Origin of the sequence: Cellulomonas sp. (assembly GCF_035634735.1) — a bacterium.
Classification (GTDB): Bacteria; Actinomycetota; Actinomycetes; order Actinomycetales; family Cellulomonadaceae; genus Cellulomonas.
Genome location: NZ_DASQCJ010000015.1, coordinates 1 through 22,782 on the forward strand (window position 1 = coordinate 1; position 22,782 = coordinate 22,782).

General features: G+C 76.1%; 24 protein-coding genes. 6 read left to right on the plus strand and 18 right to left on the minus strand.

Annotated elements, in window-relative coordinates; genetic code table 11:
- The coding region (locus VER05_RS01365) for a TCP-1/cpn60 chaperonin family protein (RefSeq protein WP_324843609.1) at window positions 1-393 on the minus strand (393 nt) is incomplete at its 3' end.
- A 265-nt stretch (window positions 394-658) separates the two neighbouring features.
- Here VER05_RS01365 and VER05_RS01370 point away from each other — a divergent pair.
- Window positions 659-1,948, plus strand: coding sequence for a glycoside hydrolase family 15 (locus tag VER05_RS01370; RefSeq protein ID WP_324843610.1), 1,290 nt, complete (start codon window positions 659-661; stop codon window positions 1,946-1,948).
- 60 nt (window positions 1,949-2,008) lie between these two features.
- Here VER05_RS01370 and VER05_RS01375 read toward each other — a convergent pair whose 3' ends face one another.
- From VER05_RS01375 to VER05_RS01385, 3 genes are all read right to left on the minus strand, one after another.
- Window positions 2,009-2,212 (minus strand): cold-shock protein, encoded by a 204-nt coding sequence (locus VER05_RS01375; protein ID WP_158375214.1) that lies wholly within the window; start codon window positions 2,210-2,212, stop codon window positions 2,009-2,011.
- Window positions 2,213-2,332: 120 nt separating this feature from the next.
- Complete coding sequence (locus VER05_RS01380; RefSeq protein ID WP_324843611.1) at window positions 2,333-2,968, minus strand: LytR C-terminal domain-containing protein; 636 nt, start codon at window positions 2,966-2,968, stop codon at window positions 2,333-2,335.
- A gap of 84 nt (window positions 2,969-3,052) precedes the next feature.
- Window positions 3,053-3,379 carry a DUF3263 domain-containing protein gene (locus VER05_RS01385; RefSeq protein WP_324843612.1) on the minus strand — a complete coding sequence of 109 codons (327 nt, stop codon included), beginning with the start codon at window positions 3,377-3,379 and terminating at the stop codon, window positions 3,053-3,055.
- 133 nt (window positions 3,380-3,512) lie between these two features.
- Here VER05_RS01385 and VER05_RS01390 point away from each other — a divergent pair, with 133 nt between their 5' ends.
- The gene (locus VER05_RS01390) at window positions 3,513-4,190 is read left to right on the plus strand and encodes a uracil-DNA glycosylase (RefSeq protein WP_324843613.1); all 678 of its coding nucleotides are present in this window, start codon (window positions 3,513-3,515) and stop codon (window positions 4,188-4,190) included.
- 55 nt (window positions 4,191-4,245) lie between these two features.
- Window positions 4,246-5,136, plus strand: coding sequence for an SGNH/GDSL hydrolase family protein (locus tag VER05_RS01395; protein WP_414647532.1), 891 nt, complete (start codon window positions 4,246-4,248; stop codon window positions 5,134-5,136).
- A gap of 12 nt (window positions 5,137-5,148) precedes the next feature.
- Here the strand turns inward: VER05_RS01395 and VER05_RS01400 are convergent, their stop codons facing one another.
- The 5 genes from VER05_RS01400 to VER05_RS01420 form a co-directional block, all read right to left on the minus strand.
- The gene (locus VER05_RS01400) at window positions 5,149-5,586 is read right to left on the minus strand and encodes a hypothetical protein (protein ID WP_324843614.1); all 438 of its coding nucleotides are present in this window, start codon (window positions 5,584-5,586) and stop codon (window positions 5,149-5,151) included.
- A 273-nt stretch (window positions 5,587-5,859) separates the two neighbouring features.
- Window positions 5,860-6,960, minus strand: a complete 1,101-nt coding sequence (locus tag VER05_RS01405; protein ID WP_324843615.1) for a hypothetical protein — start codon at window positions 6,958-6,960, stop codon at window positions 5,860-5,862.
- A complete protein-coding gene (locus tag VER05_RS01410; protein WP_324843616.1) occupies window positions 6,957-7,649 on the minus strand; it encodes a S24/S26 family peptidase in 693 nt (230 codons plus the stop codon). Before VER05_RS01410 ends, VER05_RS01405 begins: the two co-directional genes overlap by 4 nt.
- Before the next feature lie 180 nt (window positions 7,650-7,829).
- Window positions 7,830-8,300, minus strand: coding sequence for a hypothetical protein (locus VER05_RS01415; RefSeq protein WP_324843617.1), 471 nt, complete (start codon window positions 8,298-8,300; stop codon window positions 7,830-7,832).
- A gap of 253 nt (window positions 8,301-8,553) precedes the next feature.
- A complete protein-coding gene (locus VER05_RS01420) occupies window positions 8,554-9,717 on the minus strand; it encodes a sensor histidine kinase (RefSeq protein ID WP_324843618.1) in 1,164 nt (387 codons plus the stop codon).
- Between the two features lie 73 nt (window positions 9,718-9,790).
- Here VER05_RS01420 and VER05_RS01425 point away from each other — a divergent pair, with 73 nt between their 5' ends.
- Window positions 9,791-10,462: a response regulator transcription factor gene (locus VER05_RS01425; RefSeq protein WP_324843619.1), complete on the plus strand. Its 672-nt coding sequence runs from the start codon at window positions 9,791-9,793 to the stop codon at window positions 10,460-10,462.
- Window positions 10,463-10,565: 103 nt separating this feature from the next.
- Window positions 10,566-10,937, plus strand: coding sequence for a nuclear transport factor 2 family protein (locus tag VER05_RS01430; protein ID WP_324843620.1), 372 nt, complete (start codon window positions 10,566-10,568; stop codon window positions 10,935-10,937).
- Between the two features lie 169 nt (window positions 10,938-11,106).
- On the opposite strand, the gene VER05_RS01435 is transcribed toward VER05_RS01430, so the two are convergent.
- From VER05_RS01435 to VER05_RS01470, 8 genes are all read right to left on the minus strand, one after another.
- Window positions 11,107-11,274: a hypothetical protein gene (locus tag VER05_RS01435; RefSeq protein WP_324843621.1), complete on the minus strand. Its 168-nt coding sequence runs from the start codon at window positions 11,272-11,274 to the stop codon at window positions 11,107-11,109.
- A gap of 155 nt (window positions 11,275-11,429) precedes the next feature.
- The gene (locus VER05_RS01440) at window positions 11,430-11,966 is read right to left on the minus strand and encodes an RBBP9/YdeN family alpha/beta hydrolase (RefSeq protein WP_324843622.1); all 537 of its coding nucleotides are present in this window, start codon (window positions 11,964-11,966) and stop codon (window positions 11,430-11,432) included.
- A 5-nt stretch (window positions 11,967-11,971) separates the two neighbouring features.
- Entirely contained in the window at window positions 11,972-12,943 is a 972-nt protein-coding gene (locus VER05_RS01445; RefSeq protein ID WP_324843623.1) for an acetylxylan esterase, read from the minus strand.
- A gap of 21 nt (window positions 12,944-12,964) precedes the next feature.
- On the minus strand, window positions 12,965-14,551 hold the full coding sequence (locus VER05_RS01450) for a glycoside hydrolase family 43 protein (RefSeq protein WP_324843624.1): 1,587 nt from the start codon (window positions 14,549-14,551) through the stop codon (window positions 12,965-12,967).
- Window positions 14,548-16,950 (minus strand): glycoside hydrolase family 3 N-terminal domain-containing protein, encoded by a 2,403-nt coding sequence (locus VER05_RS01455; RefSeq protein ID WP_324843632.1) that lies wholly within the window; start codon window positions 16,948-16,950, stop codon window positions 14,548-14,550. The genes VER05_RS01450 and VER05_RS01455 overlap by 4 nt, the downstream gene beginning before the upstream one ends.
- Window positions 16,951-17,118: 168 nt before the next feature.
- Window positions 17,119-18,009: a carbohydrate ABC transporter permease gene (locus VER05_RS01460; RefSeq protein ID WP_324843626.1), complete on the minus strand. Its 891-nt coding sequence runs from the start codon at window positions 18,007-18,009 to the stop codon at window positions 17,119-17,121.
- On the minus strand, window positions 18,009-19,028 hold the full coding sequence (locus tag VER05_RS01465) for a sugar ABC transporter permease (RefSeq protein ID WP_324843627.1): 1,020 nt from the start codon (window positions 19,026-19,028) through the stop codon (window positions 18,009-18,011). The genes VER05_RS01460 and VER05_RS01465 overlap by 1 nt, the downstream gene beginning before the upstream one ends.
- A 7-nt stretch (window positions 19,029-19,035) precedes the next feature.
- Window positions 19,036-20,331 (minus strand): extracellular solute-binding protein, encoded by a 1,296-nt coding sequence (locus tag VER05_RS01470; RefSeq protein WP_324843628.1) that lies wholly within the window; start codon window positions 20,329-20,331, stop codon window positions 19,036-19,038.
- A gap of 223 nt (window positions 20,332-20,554) precedes the next feature.
- Here VER05_RS01470 and VER05_RS01475 point away from each other — a divergent pair, with 223 nt between their 5' ends.
- Window positions 20,555-21,586 carry a LacI family DNA-binding transcriptional regulator gene (locus VER05_RS01475; RefSeq protein ID WP_324843629.1) on the plus strand — a complete coding sequence of 344 codons (1,032 nt, stop codon included), beginning with the start codon at window positions 20,555-20,557 and terminating at the stop codon, window positions 21,584-21,586.
- Here the strand turns inward: VER05_RS01475 and VER05_RS01480 are convergent.
- The gene (locus tag VER05_RS01480; RefSeq protein WP_324843630.1) at window positions 21,583-22,266 is read right to left on the minus strand and encodes an Abi family protein; all 684 of its coding nucleotides are present in this window, start codon (window positions 22,264-22,266) and stop codon (window positions 21,583-21,585) included. The genes VER05_RS01475 and VER05_RS01480 overlap by 4 nt on opposite strands.
- Window positions 22,267-22,782: the final 516 nt, after the last annotated feature.

The following is a 22,782-nucleotide window of genomic DNA, read 5'->3' on the forward strand; positions in this document are numbered from 1 at the left end:
CAGCAGGGCGGAGGTCACGGCCTCGACGGCCTGCTCGATGCCGCGCTTGAGGGCGATCGGGTTGGCGCCGGCCGCGACGTTGCGCAGGCCCTCGCGCACGAGCGCCTGGGCGAGCACGGTGGCGGTGGTGGTGCCGTCGCCCGCGACGTCGTCCGTCTTCTTGGCGACCTCCTTGACGAGCTCGGCACCGATCTTCTCGTACGGGTCCTCGAGCTCGATCTCCTTGGCGATGGAGACACCGTCGTTGGTGATCGTGGGGGCGCCCCACTTCTTGTCCAGGACGACGTTGCGGCCCTTGGGGCCGAGGGTGACCTTGACGGTGTCGGCGAGGGTGTTGAGACCCCGCTCGATGCCGCGACGGGCCTCCTCGTTGAAGGCAATGATCTTGGCCATGGGGCTATCGATCCTTCACTCTGGCTCGTGGTTCGGCCGGTCGGTGCCCGCGACGGACGGCCGCGCCGGCCCGGCGGTCATGTCCCGTCGGGCGGCGGACCTCACCGGGTCGGCCTGGGTTGTCATTCTGTCACTCTCGACCCGAGAGTGCTAAGCACATGGTTAGCACTCGACCCCATCGAGTGCAAGGCGCTCCGCCCTCGGCGGACAGCCGCCCACCGGACCCGCGGCGGCCCGCACCGCGCGGCCGGATAGCCTGCCGGGCATGCACCGCCGCCCCGCCGTCGCCGCCGTCGTGCTGGCCACGCTCGCGGCGGGCCTGATCGCCTGGGGCGGGACCGGCCCGCGGACCCGCACGATCGACCTGTACAGCGAGGGCGTCGTGGCGACGCCCTCGGGCCCGGAGCTGGTCCCGGCGGGCGCGGAGCCGCTGCTGCACGAGGGCACCCGCGTCGAGATCGACCCCGCGACCACCGCCGACGACGACCTCGCCGCCGAGCAGCGCGCCTGGCTCGCCGCGGGCACGGTCCCCGGGGCGGACGGCCCGTACGCCGACATGGTCACCGACGCGCTGCTCGACCTGCACACGCTCGTGCAGGACGGCGGCGCCGCCGTCGCGGCGTGGACGCCCTACTGGCGGTACGTGTGGCCGCGGGACGCGTCGTTCGTCGCCGTGGCGCTGGCCCGCACGGGCCACCCCGCGGACGCCCGCGAGGTGCTGGGCTTCCTCACCCGGGTGCAGGCGGCGGACGGGTCGTTCGAGGCCCGGTACCTGCCGGACGGCTCGGGCGGCGTGCCGGACGACCGTGCGCCCCAGACGGACGGCACCGGCTGGTCGCTGTGGGCGGCCGGCCAGGTGGTGGCCGCCACCCCCGCCGAGGAGCGGGCGGCCGTCGCGGCCGAGCTCGCGCCGCTGGTGCGCCGGGGTGCCGCGCACGCCGTGTCGCTGGTCGCGGGCGACGGGCTGCCGCCGGCGTCGCCGGACTACTGGGAGGTCGACGAGGACGAGCTCACCCTCGGCACCGTCGCGCCGCTGCTGGCGGGCCTCGAGGCCGCGGGCCCGGTGCTCGACCTGCTGGGGGACGCGGAGGCGGCGGCGGACGCCCGGGAGGCCGCCGCCCGCACCCGGGCCGCGGTGGAGCGGGAGTTCGGCGACGACTCGGACTACGGGCGGTACGCGAGCGGCAGCCTGGCGGACGCGGCGAGCGCGTTCGCGCTGCCGCCGTTCCAGCCGACGGCGCTGGCCGGGGCGGCGGACGACTGGCGCGCGTCGGCCGAGGCCATGGCGCGGCCCGCGGGCGGCCTGGCGCCGGGCGCGGGCTGGCGGCAGGACGGCATCTCCTGGACGCCGCAGACGTCGTTGTACGCGCTCACGGCCGCCGCGAACGGCGACGACGCCCAGGCGCACGCGCGCCTCGCGTGGCTCGACGCGCACCGCACCACGATGGGGGCGCTGCCCGAGAAGGTGCTGGCGGACGGCTCGCCCGCGGCCGTCGCGCCGCTCGCGTGGACCGCGGCGTGCGTGGTCCTCGCGGTGGCGGCGCTCGACGGCTGACGCCGCGGGGCGGGGCGCCGTGCCCCGGCCCCGCGGCGGGGTCTCAGCGCGGGTGGCGGCTCAGAGCGGGCGGACCTGCTCGGCCTGCGGGCCCTTGGTGCCCTGCCCGACCTCGAACTCCACCGACTGCCCCTCCTCGAGGCTGCGGTACCCGTTGGACTGGATGGCGCTGAAGTGGACGAACAGGTCCTGGCCGCCGTCGGCCGGGGTGATGAACCCGTAGCCCTTCTCGGCGTTGAACCACTTGACGGTTCCCTGCGGCATGCGGTGCTCCTGAAGAAGGCGTGATCGGTGCGACGCAGGGGCCGTGGCCTCTCCCGGTCCTGGAGAGCGGTCACCGCGACGCGGCCGAGACTAGCCCCGCCCTCCGGCCTGCGGAAGGGGTCAGCGCCCGAAGTCCGCCAGCAGGAGGACGACGACGCCCTCGGGCGCCGTCCCCGCGTCCTCGACGACGTTCGCGATGCCGAGCGCGTCCGCGACCTGCTGCGCCGTCGGCGCGAGGTCGGCGCTGCCGTAGAACACGGTGGTCTGCTGCAGCCCGCCGGCGTTGCCGTTGCCCGGCGTGACGGAGGTGAAGCCGGCGTCCTCCAGGTCGCTCGCCGCGCTCGCGGCGAGGCCCGACCGGTTGGACGCGTTGAGCACCCGCACGTCGGCAGCGAGGTCCGCGGTGGGGGCCGGCTCCTCCTCCTGGGCCGGGGGCGCCTCGGTCTCGACCGGGGGCTCCTCGATGCCCGGGTCCTCGGTGCCCGCGGCGCCGTCGGCGGGCGCGGAGGTCTCCGGCTCGCTCGGCGCCGCGGCGGCCGGCTCGGTCGAGTCGCCGAACCCGGGCAGGCGGCCGTCCCAGGACGACGCCCAGGCGACCAGGCCCACGGTGACGGCCGGCACGAGCACGACGACCGCGACGAACGGCCACCACCGGCTCCACCAGCTGCGGGGTGCGCGGTGCACGCCGATCGGCGCGTCGGGCGCCGGCTCGGCGTCGAACTCGTCCTCCGGGAACCGGTCGCTCGCCTTGGTCACGGCGGACAGGCTAACGGCTCGGCCTGTCCACCCCCGCACCGACGGCGCGCCGCGTGGGGGCCGGGCGTGCCGGCCGGGCGCGGGTCAGGCGTCGGTGCCGAGCCGGCGGGCGCTGCGCGCGCGCTGCCGGGTGGACCGCATCCGGCGCAGCCGCTTGACCAGCATCGGGTCGTGCGCGAGCGCGGCGGGCGAGTCGATGAGGGCGTTCAGCACCTGGTAGTAGCGGGTCGCCGACATGTCGAACAGCTCGCGGATCGCCTGCTCCTTGGCGCCGGCGTACTTCCACCACTGCCGCTCGAACGCGAGCACCTCGCGGTCCCGCTCGGACAGCCCGGCCGCCGCGTCGTCCGCGCCGCCCTCGACCGCCACCAGGGCGGGCCGGTCGGCCGCACGCTCCGCCGTCGCGTCCATCGGTGCCCGTTCCTCCCGCTCGCCCGTCGTCCGGCGCCATCGTACGGCGCGAATCACAGGCGTGTCATTCCTCCGGGGCGCCGCGCCGGGCCGGCCCCGGGCGGCCCGGCGGGGTCCGCTAGCCTCGGGCCCCGTGACCCCCGCACCCCTGTCCGAGCTGGTGGCCCCCGACTGGGCGGCGGCCCTCGCGCCGGTCGAGCCCCTGGTGCACGCCGCCGGCGAGTTCCTGCGCGCGGAGGTCGCCGCGGGCCGCGACTACCTGCCCGCGGGCGAGGACGTGCTCCGCGCGTTCACCCGGCCGCTGGCCGACGTGCGCGTGCTGGTGGTCGGCCAGGACCCGTACCCGACTCCCGGGCACCCCATGGGCCTGTCGTTCTCGGTCCAGCCCGACGTGCGGCCGGTGCCGCGCTCGCTCGCCAACATCTTCACCGAGCTGCGCGCCGACCTGGGCGTGCCGCAGCCGAGCACCGGCGACCTGTCGCCCTGGGCGGACCGCGGCGTCATGCTGCTCAACCGCGTGCTGACCGTCCGACCCGGCGAGCCCGCGTCGCACCGCGGCCGCGGCTGGGAGGCCGTCACCGAGCGCGCCATCGCCGCCCTGGTCGAGCGCGGCGGGCCGCTCGTGGCCGTGCTGTGGGGCCGCGACGCGCAGTCGCTGGCCCCGTCGCTCGGCGACGTCCCCGTGGTGGCGAGCGCGCACCCCAGCCCGCTGTCGGCGAGCCGCGGGTTCTTCGGCTCGCGGCCGTTCTCCCGCGTGAACGCGCTGCTCGCCGAGCAGGGCGCGGACCCCGTCGACTGGTCGCTGCCCTGACCCGTCGCGCGGATCTCCCTGGAACCGCGGCCCGCCCCGGGGGCACACTGCGGGGGTGACGACGCACGAGGGGGCCGGGGCGACGGCCCCGACGCAGGACAGCACGCAGGACAGCACGCAGGGCGGCACCCGGGACGGCGGCACGACGCCGGACCCGGCCGGCGCGCCGCCGTGGCGCCGGTACGTCGCGGTGGGCGACTCGTTCACCGAGGGCCTGTGGGACACCCCGCACGGCGAGGACGGGCCGGTGCGCGGCTGGGCCGACGTGCTCGCGGGCCTGCTGTCCGAGCGCAGGCGCGCCGCGGGGGCGGAGCCGCTGCAGTACGCGAACCTGGCGATCCGCGGCCGGCTGCTGCGCCCGATCGTCGTCGACCAGGTGCCCGAGGCGCTCGCCCTGGGGCCGGACCTGGTCTCGCTGGTCGGCGGCGGCAACGACATCCTGCGCCCGACGGCCGACCCCGACCGGCTCGCGCACGGCCTGGAGCAGGCGGTGGCCCGGATCCGCGCGACCGGCGCCGACGTGCTGCTCGCGACGGGGTTCGACGCCTCGGGATCGCCCATCGTGTCCACCACCCGGCCGCGGGTCGGCGTCTACAACGCGCACATCTGGTCGATCGCCCGGCGGCACGGCGCGCACGTGCTCGACCTGTGGGGCATGCGGCACCTGCACGACATCCGGATGTGGGCGCCGGACCGGATCCACCTCACCACCGAGGCGCACGCCCGGGTGGCCCAGGGGGCGCTGGTCGCGCTCGGGCTCGCGCCGGACGACCCCGACTGGGACTCCCCGCTCGCGCCGATGCCGCGGCCGTCGCGGGCCGAGCAGGCGCGCCAGGACGCCCGATGGCTGCGGCTGTACGCCTACCCGTGGGCCACCCGGCGGCTGCGGGGGACCTCGTCGGGCGACGCCCGGCGGGCCAAGCTGCCGACGCTGACCGAGCTCTGACCCCGGGCCGGGTCAGCCGGCGGGCAGCGCACCGGGGCCGGGGTCGCCGGCGCCGTCGGTGACCAGCGCGAGCGACACCCCGCCCAGCTGCTCGACGGGCACGGGGTCCCCCTCGACGCGGACGGTCGTGGTCGGGGAGGTCACCGGCGCGCGGGTCTTGGCGAGCGCCGCGTCGTCGGGCCCGTGCAGGGTGACGGCGACCTCCCGGCCGGCGCAGTCGTCGGGCACGTCCGACAGCGAGGTCGCGATGACGCCGTAGCCGCCGAGGCCGGGGACGTAGTCGACGTCGTAGTCCACGGAGATCCGGCTGACGACGCAGGCGCCCGCGGGGGCGTCGTCGCCGCCCTCCCAGGTCATCGCGCGCGCCATCGAGACGGCGAGGCCGGCGCAGCCCAGCCACGCCAGCGTGACCCCCGCCGCGCGGCGGGCCCGGACGTGCTCGTGCGCCATCGGCGCCCCCTCCGTGGACGTGCCCCGGTCGATCCGTCGACCTGGCGCCCCCATCGTCGGGCGCCGCCCCCGGTTGAGCATCCGGAGCGGCACGCCACCCGTCCGGGCGAACCCCCGCCGCCTCGCTCACCCGCCCGCGCCGGGCGCGTGCCGTTCCGCGAGCGCCTACCAGACGGGTCGAGTGCCTATCCGCCGGATAGGCACTCGACCCGTTCGATAGGCACTCGCCGAAGTGGGGGGGGCGGAGGCGGGGGCGCGGGTCGGGGCGGGGGGTCAGGTGCGGGCGCAGAGCTCGAAGGTGCGCGGGGTGTCGTCGCGCACGCCCCAGGTGTCCCAGGCCGTCGGCGTGACCCGGTACGTGGTGCCGCCCTGCGCGGCGAGCGCGTAGTTGCCCTGCGCCGTCAGCGTCGTGAGGTCGGCCCGCATGCCCCGCACGGCGAACCAGGCGACCAGGGGCGCCACGTCCACGTCCGCGCGCCACCCGGCGTAGAACTGCGGCGTCCCGGCGACCCGGACCGTGGTGCTCTGGCAGGCCCACGCGCCCGTGCCCGTGACGGTGCCCGCGGTCTGGGCGTAGGTCAGCGCGGTGTCGTACGCGGGCGCGGGCAGGCCGTAGTGGCAGATCGTCACGGTGGCGGACGCGGTGGCGAAGGCGGCCTGGCCGGGGCGGGCGCCGATGGAGACCACGCCGTCGGCCGGCTGCGGGTCGAGCACCCCGGCCCACCAGGGGCTCACGGAGAACCCGGAGCCCGAGGCGACGCCGTTGAACGGGCGCTCCTGCAGGTGCAGGTCGATGCGCCAGGACGTGCCCGACGCGCCCGAGACGTCCACCGTGACGCACGCCTGGGTGCCCGAGGCCGCGAGCTGGGACCAGGTCAGCGTGCCGAACGTGGTGCCGGCGCCCGGCGTCACGGGGCCGCTCGGGGCCCCGGCCGGCGCGGTCCAGGTCACCGGCAGCGACCAGGTGCCCACGGTGAGGGCGACCCCGGCGACCCGGGCGGCCGGGTACGACGGGACGGTGACGGCGGTGCTGGCGGACGCGGCGAGCGTCGCGGACGCGTCGGCGGTCGCCAGCGCGGTGCCGTCCGCGGCGTAGAGGCGCAGGGTCGCGACCTGCCCGCGGCACGCCGCCGGGACGCCGGACAGCACCACCTGGGTCGCGGTCCCGGACGCCGACGCGGTGCCGGCGGCGGCGCCGAGCGCGGCGGGGGCGCACGGGGCCGCGCTGCCGGTCGTGACCGAGGGGCCGCGGACGACGAGGCGGGCGGCGCTCGCCGGGGCGAGGGCGAGGGCGGCCAGCACGGCGACGACCGCGACGAGGAGCGCGGCCGGGGCGGCGGCACGCCGGGCCGCGCTGCGGGCGGCGGGGGTCACGGGGCGACCGCCGCGGGCACGGGAGCGGGGGCGGCGGCGCCGGGGGCGGGCTCGCGCGGGGCACCGGCGGGTCCGCGCGGGGCACCGGCGGGCTCGCGGGCGGGCGGGTGGTCGTCCCCGCCCGCGGCGTCTCCGGCGGACGGCGCGTCGTCCCCGCCCGCGGCGCCCTCCCCGCCCGCGGCGCCCTCCCCGCCCGGGGCGCTCACGTCACCCGCCCCGTCCTCCCCCGCCGCTGCCGGCTCCGGCGGCGACGGCCACAGCAGCACCCCCGCGGCCACCACGAGCAGCGACGCCCACGCCCACGGGTCCAGGAGGATCGACGCCACCCGGCCGAGCCCCGGCACGTGCAGCCGGGCGATGCCCAGCACGTCGCCGGCGTGCGGGCGCCAGGGGTCGAGGAAGTCGTTGTTGTCGCCCTGGATCACCCAGCCGTCGCCGGCGTCGCCGCCGACCACCCGGTGGATGATCCGCCCGCGCTCGAGGCTCGGCGGGGTGTAGACGACGACGTCGCCGACCGCGGGGGTGCCGCAGCGCGAGACCACGAGGTCGCCCGTGTAGTAGGTGGGCTCCATCGAGTGGCCGGAGACGATCGTCAGGGTCGTGCAGCCGCCCAGGGTGCTGGGCCAGCCGAACCAGACCAGCACGCCCACGAGGGCCGCCGTGGCGGCCCAGCCCAGGGCGCCGCGCACCCGGTCGCGCCGGGTCCGCGGGGCGCGCGGACCCGGGGGCGATCCCCGCCGCGCGCGCCCGGGGACGCGCAGCAGCCCGGCGACGCGCAGGCGCCCGGGCGCGCCGAGGCGCCGGCGCGGGACAGACGTGCTGCCCGCGCCGGCGGCCTCGACGGTCCGGGCGCCGATGGTGCGCTCGCGTCAGCTCGCGATGACGACCGCGACGCCCTTGACGTCGGCCGCCTTCACGGCGCCGGTGACGGCGAGGGTCACGCTGCCGCCGCCCTGGGGGACGGTGCCGGTGAGGTGGCTGATCGAGGCGCCGGTGGAGCCGTCGGCCGGGTCGGTGTTCAGCAGGTCGATCGCGATCGTCTGGCCCTGGCAGCCCGCGGCGACGTCGTTCAGGGTGACCTGGCTGACCGTGTAGCCCTTCACGGACGCGGTGAACGCGTTGGTGAACGCGACGGCCACGCCGTTCGAGTCGCAGGACGCCACGACGGTGGTGCCCGCGCCGAGCGCGCCGGCGGTCAGGTTGAGCTGGGCGGCGGACGCGAGGCCCAGGCCCGCGATGCCGAGGCCGGCGACGGTCAGGGCGACGACCTTGCGGCGCAGGGTGCGGCGCGGGGCGGCCGGGGCGGCCGCTGCGGCGGCGGGGGCGGTGGCGACGGACATGGCACTCCAGGGCGGGTGCGGCTCGGCGGGTGCGGCGCGGCCCGCGGAGCCGGGGGGCGGGGGCGCTCGTCCGCGTCGTCGGAGCAGGGGGTCCCGGCGGTCGCGGCTCGCGCACACTAGGGCCGCGCCGCACCCCCTCGGAACGCGCTTCCTGGGTGGCAGCACCCCCGTGACTGCACGTCAACACCGACCTTGCAACATTTAGCAGGACGATTCGGACAAATCGGGTGGGTGAAAAAGCGAAGACCGCAGGTCAGAGCGCCGCGCCGCGGAGCGATTCCACCGGAAGGTGCGCGACCACCTGGGTGCCGTCGCCGGGCACGGAGGTGACGCGGAGGTCCCCGCCGGCCAGGCGGAGCCGGTCCGTCAGCCGGGCCGTCCCGGAGGGCGCGCCGGCGTCGTCGCCGAACCCGCGGCCGTCGTCGGACACCCGCACCTCGAGCGCGTCGCCGACCAGCGAGACCCGGACGTCGACCACCTCGGCCTGGCCGTGGCGCAGCGCGTTGCTGATCGCCTCCTCGACCACCCGGACGGCCAGCAGCCGCTCGCTGCGCGTGAGCCGCGGGTCCGCCGGGTCGTCGACCACCCGCACCTCGTCCGAGACGCCGAGCCGGGTGTTGACGGTGCGCGGGATCCGGCCGAGCAGCGCGCGGATCGCCGGGACCATGCCCACCTCCAGCTGCTCGGGGTAGAGCATCCGGCTCGTGGTGCGCACGTCCGCCTCGCGCACCGTCTCGATCTGCTCGCGCACGTCCCGGAGCAGCTCGACGTCGTCCGCGGTGACCGCCCGCCGCTCCCCCGCGCCGCCGAGCTCGGCGAGCAGCCCGTCCAGCCGGGCGACGATCAGCACCAGCCGCTGCTGCATGCTGCCGTGCAGGCCCTCCGCGACCTCGCGCCGGACCCGCACCTCCTCGTGCTGCAGGGCCGCGAGCGCCAGCTCGATCTGCAGCCGCCCCTGGGCCCGCTCGGCGACCTCGGTGCGCAGCCGGCGCTGGGACAGCATGGCCACCAGCCCCATCGAGGCGGCGATCCAGGCGACGACGGCGCCGCTGGCCAGCTCCGCGCTGATGATCTGCCGCGTCGGGTCCACGTAGACGTCGAGGAGCAGCTGGAACGCGAACCGGACGCCCGACGCCGTCACCCCCGCGCTCAGCACGCCGACCACGAGCGCGACGGGCCCGCGCTGCGGCAGCGAGACCCCGGTCACGGCGAGGATCACCAGCATCGACGCGACGGCGGTCAGGTTGGCCAGGACCCGGTCGGTGACCGGGACGTCCCCGCCCTGGTTGCCGTACACCCAGGCGGTCTGCACGGCGGCGCCGATCGCGAACACCGTCATGATCGTGCCCGCGGCGAGCAGCAGGGTGCGGCGGTCGGCGCGGACCGCGGCGGCGTCCCCCGTCAGTCCCGTCGGCATCCGCACCGTCCTCCCCGCGGGTCGCCCGCGTGCCGTCACCCGCTCGCCGGGCCGGGCCACCATACTGTCCGCGATGTCCGATTCCGCAGCCCGAACGACCCGCGTGGTGGTCGTCGAGGACCAGCCCCTGTTCCGGTCCATGCTCGAGCTCACGCTCGGGGGTGCCCCCGACGTGCGCGTCGTCGCGTCCGTGGGCACCGTCAAGGAGGGCGCGGCCGCCCTGCGGCCGGGCGCCGCCGACGTCGCGGTGCTCGACATCGACCTGCCGGACGGCAACGGCATCGCCCTCGGCGTGACGCTGCGCCGGCACCAGCCCGACCTCGGGATCCTGCTGCTGTCGGCGCACGACGCGATGGACCTGCTGCTCGACCTGCCCCCGGACGTGGCCGCCGGCTGGTCCTACCTGTCGAAGACCTCGTCGACCGACGCGTCCACGCTGGTCGCCGCCGTCCGGGCCGCGGCCGAGGGCCGCACGACGCTCGACCCCGCGCTGCTGGACCGGGTGGCGCCGCGCGCCGGGTCGGCCGTCTCGCGGCTCACCGACCGGCAGTACGCGGTGCTCCGCCTGCTGGCGCAGGGGCTGTCCAACGCCGGCATCGGCGAGGCCCTGCGCATCACCGAGAAGTCGGTGCAGAACCACATCAACGGCATCTACGCGACGCTCGGCATCGACGCCGACCCCTCGCGCAACCCCCGCGTGACGGCGGCGCTGCGGCTGCTGGAGGAGACCGGCCCGGTCTCCTGAGGCCGGCCGCGCCCGCCGCGCCCCCGCGCCCGCAGTGCCCCCTCGACGCCGCCCCGCCCCGCGGCGCACGATGGTCGGGCCGCACCGACCACGAGGGGGACGCATGGAGCGCGCGGACGTGATGGGCTGGGTCGCCGCCTACGAGCGGGCCTGGCGGGAGGACGACGCCGGGTCGCTCGGCACGCTGTTCACGGACGACGTGCGGTACCTGCGCTCCCCCTACGAGCCGCCGCTCGAGGGGCTGGGCGCGGTGCGGGACTTCTGGCCCGACCCCACGCCGTTCACGATGGACGCGCAGGTGGTCGCCGTCGAGGGCGCGGACGCCGTCGTCCGGGCGGAGGTGCGGTACGGCGGCGACGAGCCGCAGGAGTACCGGGACCTGTGGGTGCTGCGGTTCGCCGGCGACGGGCGGGTCGAGCACTTCGAGGAGTGGGCGTACTGGCCCGGGAAGTCCTTCTCGGCGAGCGGCGGCTGACCTCCCGGTCGCCGGTCGTTGGCGTCCGATCGGGTGAGGCGGTTGGCCGCGGGGCCCGGACCTGACTAGAGTGGGACACGCCCTCGGTCGCCTGCCCCCTGCGCGGCCGAGGGCTTCTTCGTGCCCGCGACCGGGCGCCGGCCCCGCCCGGCCCGGCGGGCGCGCGGGCTCAGTGCTCGCGCCACTCCACCGCGCCGCACAGCGTGCACCGGGCGACGACCATCCCGAACCGCACGGGGCTCGTGTCGAGGTGCCAGCCGGGGCGGGTGCACGACGGCGCGTGCTCGGCGGGGTCGAGCGGGTGCAGCGGGCGGCGCGCGGCCAGGATCGGGGTCATGGTGGTCCTCCAGTCGGTGTCGCCCGCCATGTTCGACCGCCGCGGCCCCGATGTGAGCGGTCCCGCGCCGCGTCCTGGGTGCTGGCACCCGCCCGCCGGCGAACCGCCACCGGCCGGACACCCGGCGGCCACCCGCGGGCCGCGCGCCGGCCGCCTCAGCGGATCAGCCGCTCCAGGAGCGGGAACTCCGGGTAGGGCTGGTCCCAGTCCCCGAAGTGCCCGTCGTCCCGGACCACCAGGGTGCCGCCGAGCCGGTCCAGGAGCTCGCGCCCCTGGGTCGCGTCGCAGCCGTACGGGTCGGCCACCGAGTTCACGAACACCGGGTCCCCGGCGTGCGCGCGGATCCGGTCCCAGTCGTAGGAGTCCTGCAGCACCGGCTCCTCGGCGTCGTTCGGCCGCCGCCAGTACCCGGCGACCAGCACCGTCTGCGCCACGGGGGCGTCCAGGTGCTCCAGCAGGGCGAGCAGCAGCGCGGCGCCCCCGGAGTGGCCCACCAGGACGGTGTCGGCGTCGAACCGGTGCGCGGCGAGCACCCGCGGCAGGAACGTCGCCACGCGCTCGACGTTGAGCTCCGGGTACGCGGGACGCTCGACGGCGTACCCGCGGGCCGCCAGCCGGTCGGCCAGCCACGGGTACCAGACGTTCTCGGGCCGGCCGCCGGTGCCGTGGAACACGATCGCGCGCGTGGGCATGGCGCTCAGTGTGGCCCCGCGCCCAGCTCCCGCGCCACGAACTCGACGGCCTCGCGGTCCTGCTCCGGCCCGCCCGACTCGTGCCCGTTGTACCGCCAGACCCGCAGCTCCTTCGGGCCGCCCCACGCGCGGTGCGCGGCCACGACGGTCGACGGCGGCACGATCACGTCCATCAGCGCGACCGAGAACCGCGCCGGGGCCCGCCCGCGCCGCGCCAGCGCCACGCCGTCGACGTAGGACAGCGTGCGCAGCACCCGGTCCTCCGCGCCGCGGTGCACCCGCAGGTACTCGACCACCTCGGCGAACGGCCGGTTGTCGGTGATCCCGACGGCGCGCGCGACGTCGCACAGGAACGGCACGTCCGCCACGACCGCCGACACCTCCGCGAGCCCGCCGGCCGCGAGCGCCATCGCGCCGCCCTGGCTGCCGCCGACCACCGCCACCCGGTCGGGGTCCACCCCGGGCAGGGCGCGGGCCGCGTCCACGGCGCGCACGGCGTCGGTGAGCAGCCGCCGGTAGTAGTAGGTCTCCGGGTCCTCGATCCCCCGGGTCATGACGCCGGGCGCCTGCGGGCCGTTGCCCCACGGGTCGGGGGTGTCGCCGCGGCTCCAGCCGGAGCCCTGCCCGCGGGTGTCCATCTGCAGGTGCGCGAAGCCGGCCGACGCCCACAGCAGGTTCTCCCACGGGGCGCCGCGCCCGCCGCCGTAGCCGACGTACTGCACGACCACCGGCAGCGGGCCGTCGGTGCCGGCCGGGCGGCGGTACCAGGCGCGCACCGGGTCGCCGGCGAACCCCGGGAACGTCACGTCCCAGACGTCCACCGTGGTCAGCGGGGTCGGCTCCGCGACGAGCACGGGCGGGGCGTCGTGCCGGCGGCTGTCGGCGAGGGTACGGGCCCAGAAGTCGTCGAGGTCGGCGGGCTCCACGAGGGCGCTCGCGTGCTCCCAGAGCGCGGGCTCGGGCAGGTCCTGGAACACGGGTCTCCTGTCGGTGGTGCGTCAGTGCACGGGCGAGTAGACCACGGACGCCACGCGCGCCACGGTCGTCGTCGGCCGGCCCGCGCTGGTCGCGAGCACGCCGGCCCACAGCCCCAGGAACCCGCCGGTGGCGACGCTGTCGAGCGTCCGGGCGTCCGCGGTGGCCACGAGCGCCGGCGCGTCGTCCCCGGCGGCGGCCAGCAGCCGCAGGTCGGGTCCGCGGGCCTCCAGCACGAGCGTGAGGTCGGCGTCGGCCGCCCCGCCGAGCACGACCTCGCCGAGCACGCGGTCCGCGCCGCCGGCCCGCACGTGCCGCACCCGGGCGGTCCGCGCACCCGCGGTGCCGCCCGTCACCGCGAGCAGCACGTGGTCCCGCTCGGACTGCCGCACGGCGAGCGCCACCTCCTCGCCGTCGGCGAGGTCGGCCGCGACCCGGACCACCAGGTCGGCCTCGGGGTGCTCGAGCCGCAGCCCGAGGTACGCGGGGACGTCGAGGTCGGCGAGCGTCACCGGGCGCAGCGGCAGGTCCCAGCCGTCGCCCACGGGCGTCGCGATGTCCTCGGGCAGCGCCCGCACGCCGGTCCACCGGAGGTCCGTCGGCGGCACCGGCCCCGACTGCCGGCCGGACACCACCCGGTCGCCGGGCCAGCCCGGGACCGTCGGGGCCTCGACGACCGGCGGGATCCGGCCGACGCCCGGCGCGAGCACCGGCCAGCCGTCCTCCCACGCCACGGGCACCAGGAACGTCTCGCGCCCCAGCGGGTAGTGGTAGCCGCCCGAGGTCCGCATCGCGAGCAGCACGGCCCACCACGACCCGTCGGGCGCCTCGACCAGGTCGGCGTGCCCCGCGGCCACGACGTCGACGCCGCGGCCGAGGTGCCGATGGGTGAGGACGGGGTTCGACGGGTTCCCCCGGTACGGGCCCGCGATCGCGTCGGCGCGCGCGACGCACACCGCGTGGTGCACCTCGGTCCCGCCCTCGGCCGCGACCAGCAGGTATTCCCCGTCGACCCGGTACAGGTGCGGGCCCTCGGCCCAGACCGCGCCGCGGACCGCCCCGGTCCAGATCACGTGCTCGGGGCCGACCAGCGCGCGGGCCACCGGGTCGAGCTCGCGGAGCCAGACCTCGGTCTGGCCCGGCCACTCGGGCTCGCGCGCGGGGCGGGTCGCGAGCACCCACGCCCGGCCGTCGTCGTCGAAGAACAGCGACGGGTCGATGCCGTCGCCGCCCAGCCACGCGGGCTCGGACCACGGGCCGGCCGGGTCGGCGGCGGTCACCAGGAAGTGGCCGAGGCCGGGCCGCCGCTCGTCGGCCGCCGCGCCGTCCGCCCGCTGGTCGACCAGCGTGCAGACGACCCAGAACAGCCCGTCGTGGTGCCGGATCGTCGGCGCGTACAGCCCGCTCGACGACGGCAGCCCGGACAGGTCGAGCTGGCGGCGCACGGCGTGCCCGACCGGCTCCCAGTGCGCGAGGTCGCGGCTGCGGAACACCGGCAGGCCGGGCAGGTACTCGAAGGTCGACGTCACCAGGTAGTAGTCGTCGCCCACCCGGCACACCGACGGGTCCGGGTGGCAGCCGGGCAGCACCGGGTTGGCGACGGCCGTCACGGGGCGGTGACCTTGACCTCGACGACGCGCGGGTCGGCGGCGGTCACCTCGTGCACGCCGCCGGTCACGGCCAGCGCCCGGCGCTCCGTGGCGGTGCCGGCGACGGCGCGCTCCGTGCGGGCGCGGGCCATCCGGATGGCGCCGTTGGTGCCCGCGACCTCCGCGGACCGGGGCGCCGCCTCGGCGTGCGACGCCACCCAGACGTGCACCTCGCCCGGCTCGACCACCCGGGCCAGCCGGCGGTCCGCGAACGCGAGGCGGGTCGTCGGCACCCGGAACGTCACCCGGCGCGACTCCCCCGGCGCCAGGTCGACCCGGGCGTACCCCAGCAGCTGCGCGACCGGCCGGGTCACCGTCGCGACCACGTCGTGCCCGTACAGCTGGACGGTCTCGGTGCCCGCGACCGCGCCGACGTTGGTCACGGTGACCGCGGCCTCGAACGAGCCCGCCGAGTCGACGGACGCGTCCACCGCGAGGTCGCCGTACGCGAACTCGGTGTACCCGAGCCCGAAGCCGAACGGGCGCACCGGGGTGGGGTCGGTGGACGTGACGTCCGACGGCCCGCCCAGCACGGGGTGCAGGTACCGGTACGGCTGGGTGCCCGCCGACCGCGGCAGCGACACCGGCAGCCGGCCGGACGGGTTCACCGCGCCGGTGAGCACGTCGGCGATCGCGTCGCCGCCGCCCTCGCCCGGGAAGAAGGCCTGCAGCACCGCGGCGGGGCGCGGGCCCTCGCCGTCCAGCGCCCAGCCGATCGCGTACGGGCGGCCGGTGAGCAGCACCAGCACGACGGGGGTGCCGGTCGCGACCAGCGCCTCCACCAGCTGCCGCTGCGCGCCGGGCAGCTCCAGGGACTCGGCGTCGTTGCCCTCGCCGACCGTGCCGCGGCCGAACAGCCCGGCCTGGTCGCCGACCACGACGACCGCCACGTCGGCGCCGGCCGCCGCCTCGACGGCCGCGGCGAAGCCGGACGTGTCGTCGCCCTCGACCGCGCAGCCCTCGGCGTGCACCACCTCGGGGGCGTCCGCGCCGCCCTCGAGCGCCGCCGCCAGCGCCTCGCGCACGCCGCGGATCTCGAAGCCCAGCGGCACGCCGGGGTGGTGCGCCAGCACGTGGTTGGCGAACGAGTAGCAGCCCATCAGCGCCTCGGGCCGGTCGGCGTTCGGGCCGACGACGGCGACCCGGCGGGGCGCGCCGGGCGTCCCGGCGGGCGCGAGCGGCAGCACGCCGTCGTTCGCCAGCAGCACGACCGACTCCTGCGCCAGCCGCCGCGCGAGCTCCCGCTGCCGGGGCGAGTCGAGGTCGACCTCGGCCGGCGGCTCGTCCGCGAACGCGTCCGGCTCCAGCAGGCCGAGCTCCTCCTTCTGCGCCAGGACCCGGAGCACCGCCCGGTCGACCAGGCGCTCGTCGGTGAGGCCCGCGCGCAGCCGCTCGGCCAGCGGCTCCAGGTACGCGTCGCCGGTCGGCAGCTCGACGTCGATGCCGGCCTCCAGGGCCAGCGCCGCCGCCTCGCCGCGGTCGGCCGCGACCCGGTGCATGACCTCGAGGAACGCCACGGCGAAGTAGTCGGCGACCACGACGCCGTCGAAGCCCCACCGCTCGCGCAGCAGGTCCGTGAGGTACTCGGCGCTCGCCGCCAGCGGGACGCCGTCCACGTCGACGTAGGAGTTCATCACCGAGCGGGCTCCGCCGTCGCGGACCGCCATCTCGAACGGGGGCAGGTACACGTCGAGCAGCTCGCGCGGCCCCGCGCTCACCGGGGCGTGGTTCCGGCCGGCCGCGGACGCCGAGTAGCCCACGAAGTGCTTGAGGGTGGCGTGCACCCCCGCCTCCTGCAGCCCGCGGACGTAGGCCGTGCCGATCGTGCCGACCAGGTACGGGTCCTCGCCGATGCACTCGTCGACGCGGCCCCACCGCGGGTCGCCGACCACGTCGAGCACCGGCGCCAGGCCCTGGTGGATCCCGAGCTCGCGCATCGAGTCGCCGATCGCGCGGGCCGCCTCCTGCACGAGCTCCGGGTCGAACGACGCGCCCCACGCCAGCGGCGTCGGGTAGGTCGCGGCCTGCCAGGCGGCCAGGCCGGTCAGGCACTCCTCGTGCACCAGCGCGGGGATGCCCAGCCGGGTCTCCCGCTGCAGGCGCCGCTGCTCGGCCCACAGCCAGGCGGCGCGCTCGACCGGGTCGACCGGGCGGGTGCCGTACACCCGGGTGTAGTGGCCGAGGCCGTGCCGGGTGATCTCGGGCAGCTGCCCGGAGTCCTTCTGGCCGGCGGCCATCTCGGACTGCATCGGGGCGACGGTGCCGTTCTGGTCGAGCCAGTAGCCGACCAGCTGGGCCAGCTTCTCCTCGAGCGTCATCCGGGCGTTCAGGTCGCGGACCCGGTCGGAGACGACGGGCATCGCGGGGACGGGGGTCGCGGCGGGCGCGGGCGCGGCGTCGGGGCGGGCGGGCGCCGCGGCCGGGGCGGCGGTGCCGGTGGTGTCGGACACGCGGGGGTGCTCCTGTTCGGGACGTACGAGGTGGCGGGCGGGGCGGCGGGGCGGCGCAGGGGCGCCCCGCCGCCGGCCTCAGCCCTTGACGGCGCCGGTGAGCCCGCCGACGATCCGCCGCTCGAAGAGCGAGAAGAAGATCAGCGCGGGGATCATCGACAGCGACGTGAACGCCAGCACCCGGGCGGTGTCGACGGAGTACTGCGAGGCGAACGCCTGGACGCCCAGCGGCAGCGTGTACTGCCCCTCGTCGTTCAGGATGAACAGCGGCAGCATGTAGCTGTTCCAGCTCGCGACGAACGCGAGGATGCCGACCGTCACCACGCCCGGGACGGACAGCGGGACGACCATCCGGAAGAAGAACCCGAGGCGGCTGGCGCCGTCGATCGAGGCCGCCTCCTCCAGCTCCTTCGGGATCGCCCGCAGGAACGGCACCAGGATGATGATCGTCGTCGGCAGCGCGAACGCGATCTGCGGCAGGATGATGCCGGCCAGGCTGTTCATCAGCCCGAGCTGCCGGATCATGATGTACAGCGGCGTGATCGCGACCGTCATCGGGAACATGAGGCCCGCCGCGAACAGCGAGTACATCGCGCCGCGGCCCCGGAAGTCGTAGCGGGCGACGACGAAGCTCGCCATCACGCCGAGGATGACGACGCCGATCGTGGTCGCGATGCCGCAGATCGCCGAGTTCGCGAACTGCCGCCAGAACAGCGAGCTGGTCAGCACGTCGACGTAGTTGCCGAACTCCCACGTGGTCGGGAAGCCGGACGGGTCGACCGTGATCTGCGAGTTGGTCCGCAGGCCGCCGAGCACGATGTACGCGACGGGCCCGATGCAGATGCCGACGAGCAGCCACGCGACGACGTAGACCAGCGGGTTGACGCGCTCGAGCGAGCGGCCGCGCCGACGGCGGGGCTCGGGGCGCGAGGCGGGCAGCGGCGGCGCCTGGAGCGCGGTGGCGGCCATCACTTCTTCCTCTCGGTGAGCGCGCCCTCGGTGTCCCGGCGGAGCACGAAGCGCTGGTAGGTCAGCGCGATGACCAGCGAGATCAGGAACAGCACGACCGCGACGGCGTTGCCGAAGCCGTAGTTCCCGGCCAGGCGGCCGTTGGACACCATGTAGGTGGCCATCGTCGACGTCCCGGCGGTCGCGGAGACGTACTGCCCCCAGATGATGTAGACGAGGTCGAACAGCTGGAGCGAGCCGATGATCGACAGGAACGCCCAGATGCGGATGGTCGGGCCGAGCAGCGGCAGCGTGATCGCGCGCTGGGCCTGCCAGTAGGACGCGCCGTCGATGGCCGCGGCCTCGTGCAGCTCCTCGGGGATCGACTGCAGGCCCGCGAGGAACAGGATCACCGCGAAGCCGATGTACTTCCAGGTGATGATGAGCATCAGCGACCAGATGGCGATCTTCGGGTCGGACAGCCAGTCGACCGCCCAGCCCCCGAGCCCGATCTTCTCCAGCAGGTCGTTCACGGCGCCCGTGGTCTGGAGCATGAGGCTCCAGCCGGTGCCGACGATGACCTCGGAGATCACGTACGGGACGAAGATCAGCACCCGGATGAGCGAGCGCCCGCGGATCTTGCGGTTCAGCAGCAGCGCAAGGATCACGGCCGCGGGGCCCTGGAGGACCAGGGACATCACGACGATGAACGCGTTGTGCCGGAGCGCGTCGTGGAACGTCGGGTCCTGCAGGATCGCGACGTAGTTGTCCAGCCCGACGAAGTCGGTCGGCGGCCCGAAGCCCTTCCACTTGAAGAAGCCGTAGTACGCCGCCATGACGACGGGGAAGATCACGAACGCCAGGAAGACCAGGATGGCCGGCCCGGACAGGAGGCCGATCTCGAGCCGCTGACGCCAGCTCCCGCGCCGCCGGCGCGGGCGGGGCGCCGGGGACGGTGCCGCGACGGCACCGTCCCCGGCCGCCGAGCGACCCTCGGGCGACGAGATGACCAGCGGGCCCACGCCCTGCGAGTCGCTCATGGTCGTGCTACTCCTTGGCCGCCGCGGCGTTGACAGCCTCGACGATCTTGTCGGGGCTGCCGCTGCCGGCGAGCATCTCGACGACGCTGGTGTTCAGCGCGTTGCCGACGTTCTGGCCGAACAGGGTGTCCAGCCAGACGGAGACGTACGCCGCGTCGTTGTACGCCGCCAGGACGTCCTGCAGGGCCGGGTCCGTCACGACGGACTGCGCGTCCTTGCTGGCCGGCAGGGTGACGAACGCCTCGGCGTAGCCCTCCTGGTTCTCCTTCTCCGCGATGAAGTTGAGGAAGTCGGCGCACGCGGCCGGCGCGTCCACGTAGCAGGTGAAGCCGTCGACGCCGCCCATCATCGCGGTGGCGTCGCCGTCACCGCCGTCGACCGCCGGGAACGGGAACCAGCCGAGGTCGGCCAGCGGCTGCTGGTCCGGGGTGAGCGACGCGATGACGCCCGGGTCCCAGGCGCCCATGAGCTCCATCGCGGCCTGGTGGTTCGCGATCATGCCCGCGGAGGAGCCGGCGCCCTGCTGGGCGGTCGTGGTCAGGTAGCCGTCGTTGAACGGCTCCGTGCCGGCGAAGTCCTGCAGGTCCTCGCCCGCCTTCGTCCAGCACTCGTCGTCGAAGGACATGTCCTTGGCGGCCTGCGTCATGGTGTCCTGCGAGCACTCGCGCAGCGCGAAGAAGTAGTACCAGTGCGCGGCCGGCCAGGCGTCCTTGGCGCCCAGCGCGATCGGCTGGATGCCCGCGGCCTTGAGCTTGTCGACCGCGGCGCTGAGCTCGTCGACCGTCGTCGGCGTCTCGGTGATGCCGGCCTGCGTGAACAGGTCCTTGCTGTAGTAGATGCCGCCGGGGAGCACGGCCGTAGGGACGCCGTAGACGCCGCCGTCGACGGTGAACGCCGACAGGGACGCCTCGCCGAGCGCGTCGCGGGTCTCCTGGGTGAGCGCGTCGCTCAGGTCCATGGCCTGGCCGGCCTCGACGACGTCGGCCAGCTTGCCGCCGCCGCGCGCCATGAAGATGTCCGGCGCGTCGCCCGAGTTGAGGGCGGTCTGCAGCTTGCCGTCCATGTCCTCGTTCTGGATGGACTGGATGTTGATCGTGACGCCCGGGTTGGCCTCCTCGAACGCCGCGACGGTGTCCTCCCAGTAGGCCTTGCCGTCGCCCGTCGTCGAGTTGTGCCAGAACGTCATCGTGACGTCCCCGCCGTCCTCGCCGCCGGACCCCGAGTCGCCGCCGCCGCAGGCGGCCAGGGTCATGGCCGCCACGATCGCCGCGGCCGTGACCGCCAGCGTCTTCCGTGCCTTCATGATCTGCCCTCTTCGTTGAGTTGACCGTGGTCCACCCCGCCGGGGCCGGACCGTTCGCCGTCGGCGGGTGACCGCCGGGCGCCGTGCTCCTTCAGGCCTGCTCCCCGCGGCTGTGCCGGGACCGGACCTGCTCGTCACCAGTGACTGCACGAGGGACTCTGGCAGCCGCCGCGCGGACGTGTCAACCGTTGTCGATAACGTTTTAGTGACTATGCTGACGGCCATGGCGCAGCGGGTGACGATCACCGACGTCGCCCGCGAGGCCGGGGTCTCGGTGGCGACCGTCTCCAAGGTGGTGAACCAGCGGGACGGCATCGCGGCCGGCACCGCGAGCCACGTGCGCGCGGTCGTCGACCGGCTCGGCTACGAGTCCAGCCTCGTCGCGCGCGGCCTGCGCTCGCACCGCACCGGCGTCATCGGGGTGCTGGTCGCGGAGTTCGAGCCGTTCAGCTCCGAGATCCTCAAGGGCGCCGGAGCGGCGCTGCGGGACACCGAGCACGCGCTGCTCGCCTACACCGGCGGCGGCACCGGCCGCGCCGGCTGGGAGCACCGCTACCTCGCCCGGCTGAGCGGCACCCTCATCGACGGCGCGGTGCTGGTCACGCCGACGGTCCTGCACGCCGGGGCCTCCGTGCCGGTGGTGGCCGTCGACCCGCACGCCGGCCCGGGCGGCCTGCCGACCGTCGACTCCGACAACCTGCACGGCGCGGTGCTCGCGGTCCGGCACCTGCTCGGGCTGGGGCACCGGCGGATCGGGTTCCTGGGCGGGCGCAGCGACCTGGAGTCCTCCCGGCTGCGGGAGGCGGGCTACCGCGCGGCGCTGGCCGAGGCGGGCATCGCCGTCGACCCGGCGCTGATGCACGTGGCCGAGTACCGCCGGGACGCCGCCGACGCACCGACCGCGGCGATGCTGGCGCTCGACGACCCGCCGACCGCGCTGTTCGCGGCCAACGACCTGTCCGCCATGGGCATCCTGGACGCGGCCGCGCGGCTCGGGGTCCGGGTGCCGGCCGACCTGTCGGTGGTCGGCTTCGACGACGTGCCGGAGGCCGCCGCGACCACCCCGCCGCTGACCACCGTGCGGCAGGAGATCCAGGGGCTCGGGCGGGCCGCGGTGGCGATGCTGCTGGGGCTGCTGGGGGCGGACGGTGCCGGCACCGGGGCGGCCGGCGCGGGCGCGGCCGGCGCGGGGCAGCACGAGCGGCTGCCGACGCAGCTGGTGGTCCGCGGCACGACGGCGGTCCCGCGCCGCTAGGAGCTCGGACGGTGCGCCAGGAGCTCGGGGAGCCGACTCGTCCGCACGATGTGGTCCCGCAGGTCGGCCGAGAGATGGCGCGCGACGTAGACGAGGTACCGGCGCTGCGACTCCGGCGCCCGGTCGAAGATCGACTCGTGGTGCGCGACGCGGTTCCGCACCTCCCGCAGGGCCGACAGCGCGCGGTGCAGCTTCGCACGGTCGGCGCCTGCGACATACGCGGTGCGGAGCGTCCGCACCCAGAGCTGCTTCTCGTGCATGTCGTCGGTCAGGTACGTCCAGAACCCGAGGCCGAGCTCCGCCACCACCTTCCCGCGTGGGACGACGCCCTCCGTGTACCCGGAGCGCACCCGTGCCGACCGGATGCTGCTGCGCGGCGTCGCGTTCTTGTCCCGCCGCACGCCGCGCCGGTCCACAGCCCAGTGCGGCGGGAATGCTGCGAACGCCCCGGAGGCGTCGATCCAGTCGCTTCCGACCTCGGGTAGCCGGAGCAACGCCCGGTCGTACGCGTTGCGCAGCCCGACCTCGAGATGCCCGAGGTCGCGCAGGAAGGCCGAGGCGAGCTCGGCGTTCCAGTCGTAGAGCGCCAGCGCCAGGCCGACATCACCACCGGCCGCCTCGCGGTACTTCCGGAACCGCTCGGGCGTGAGCCAGTCGTCGACCCACGTCGGCGTCGACACTCCGCTCGACCTCCCGGTAACCTTGTCGGACGCGAGAGCTCCATGCGACCGCTGCGTGCACGTTGCTGGAGCCGAGGCTCTGGGAAGCCCCGGTATCGGTCCGCCGACCCGGGGCTTCTCGCCGTCCGAGGCGCCTGACCTGCGACCTGCGAGAGCCGCGCCTGAACGCTACGACGGCACCCCCGGCGCCGCGGCGCGGTCCACACGTGACATCACGCACTTGCGACCGGCGGTCGCCCGGCGCTAGCGAGCGGCGCGCGGTCGAGGCGAACGCGGCGCCTGGCGGACCGGTCGCGACAGGGTCGCCGGGAACGTCGCCGCAGGGCGGGGCCCCGCCGCCCGTGTCAGCCGGCAGCGACCCCGCGCAGCCGGTCCACCGACGACCGGGCGCCCGCGAGCCACGCGTCGGCGCCGGGCTCGGTCCACAGCTCGTACAGCTCGGACGTGTCCGGGTCCGCGAGCACCCGCTCCGCCTGCTCGAGCAGCCAGCGGGTCCGGTCCGGCGTGAGGTGCGGC

What these genes read in the sequence shown, in the direction of transcription:
- VER05_RS01430 (WP_324843620.1), top strand. Translation starts at nt 10,566, where the DNA reads ATGGAGCGCGCGGACGTGATGGGCTGGGTCGCCGCCTACGAGCGGGCC.
- VER05_RS01425 (WP_324843619.1), top strand. Translation starts at nt 9,791, where the DNA reads ATGTCCGATTCCGCAGCCCGAACGACCCGCGTGGTGGTCGTCGAGGAC.
- VER05_RS01420 (WP_324843618.1), bottom strand. Translation starts at nt 9,717, where the DNA reads ATGCCGACGGGACTGACGGGGGACGCCGCCGCGGTCCGCGCCGACCGC.
- VER05_RS01435 (WP_324843621.1), bottom strand. Translation starts at nt 11,274, where the DNA reads ATGACCCCGATCCTGGCCGCGCGCCGCCCGCTGCACCCGCTCGACCCC.
- VER05_RS01400 (WP_324843614.1), bottom strand. Translation starts at nt 5,586, where the DNA reads ATGGCGCACGAGCACGTCCGGGCCCGCCGCGCGGCGGGGGTCACGCTG.
- VER05_RS01460 (WP_324843626.1), bottom strand. Translation starts at nt 18,009, where the DNA reads ATGGCCGCCACCGCGCTCCAGGCGCCGCCGCTGCCCGCCTCGCGCCCC.
- VER05_RS01465 (WP_324843627.1), bottom strand. Translation starts at nt 19,028, where the DNA reads ATGAGCGACTCGCAGGGCGTGGGCCCGCTGGTCATCTCGTCGCCCGAG.
- VER05_RS01375 (WP_158375214.1), bottom strand. Translation starts at nt 2,212, where the DNA reads ATGCCGCAGGGAACCGTCAAGTGGTTCAACGCCGAGAAGGGCTACGGG.
- VER05_RS01415 (WP_324843617.1), bottom strand. Translation starts at nt 8,300, where the DNA reads ATGTCCGTCGCCACCGCCCCCGCCGCCGCAGCGGCCGCCCCGGCCGCC.
- VER05_RS01385 (WP_324843612.1), bottom strand. Translation starts at nt 3,379, where the DNA reads ATGGACGCGACGGCGGAGCGTGCGGCCGACCGGCCCGCCCTGGTGGCG.
- VER05_RS01370 (WP_324843610.1), top strand. Translation starts at nt 659, where the DNA reads ATGCACCGCCGCCCCGCCGTCGCCGCCGTCGTGCTGGCCACGCTCGCG.
- VER05_RS01475 (WP_324843629.1), top strand. Translation starts at nt 20,555, where the DNA reads ATGGCGCAGCGGGTGACGATCACCGACGTCGCCCGCGAGGCCGGGGTC.
- VER05_RS01470 (WP_324843628.1), bottom strand. Translation starts at nt 20,331, where the DNA reads ATGAAGGCACGGAAGACGCTGGCGGTCACGGCCGCGGCGATCGTGGCG.
- VER05_RS01455 (WP_324843632.1), bottom strand. Translation starts at nt 16,950, where the DNA reads ATGCCCGTCGTCTCCGACCGGGTCCGCGACCTGAACGCCCGGATGACG.
- VER05_RS01440 (WP_324843622.1), bottom strand. Translation starts at nt 11,966, where the DNA reads ATGCCCACGCGCGCGATCGTGTTCCACGGCACCGGCGGCCGGCCCGAG.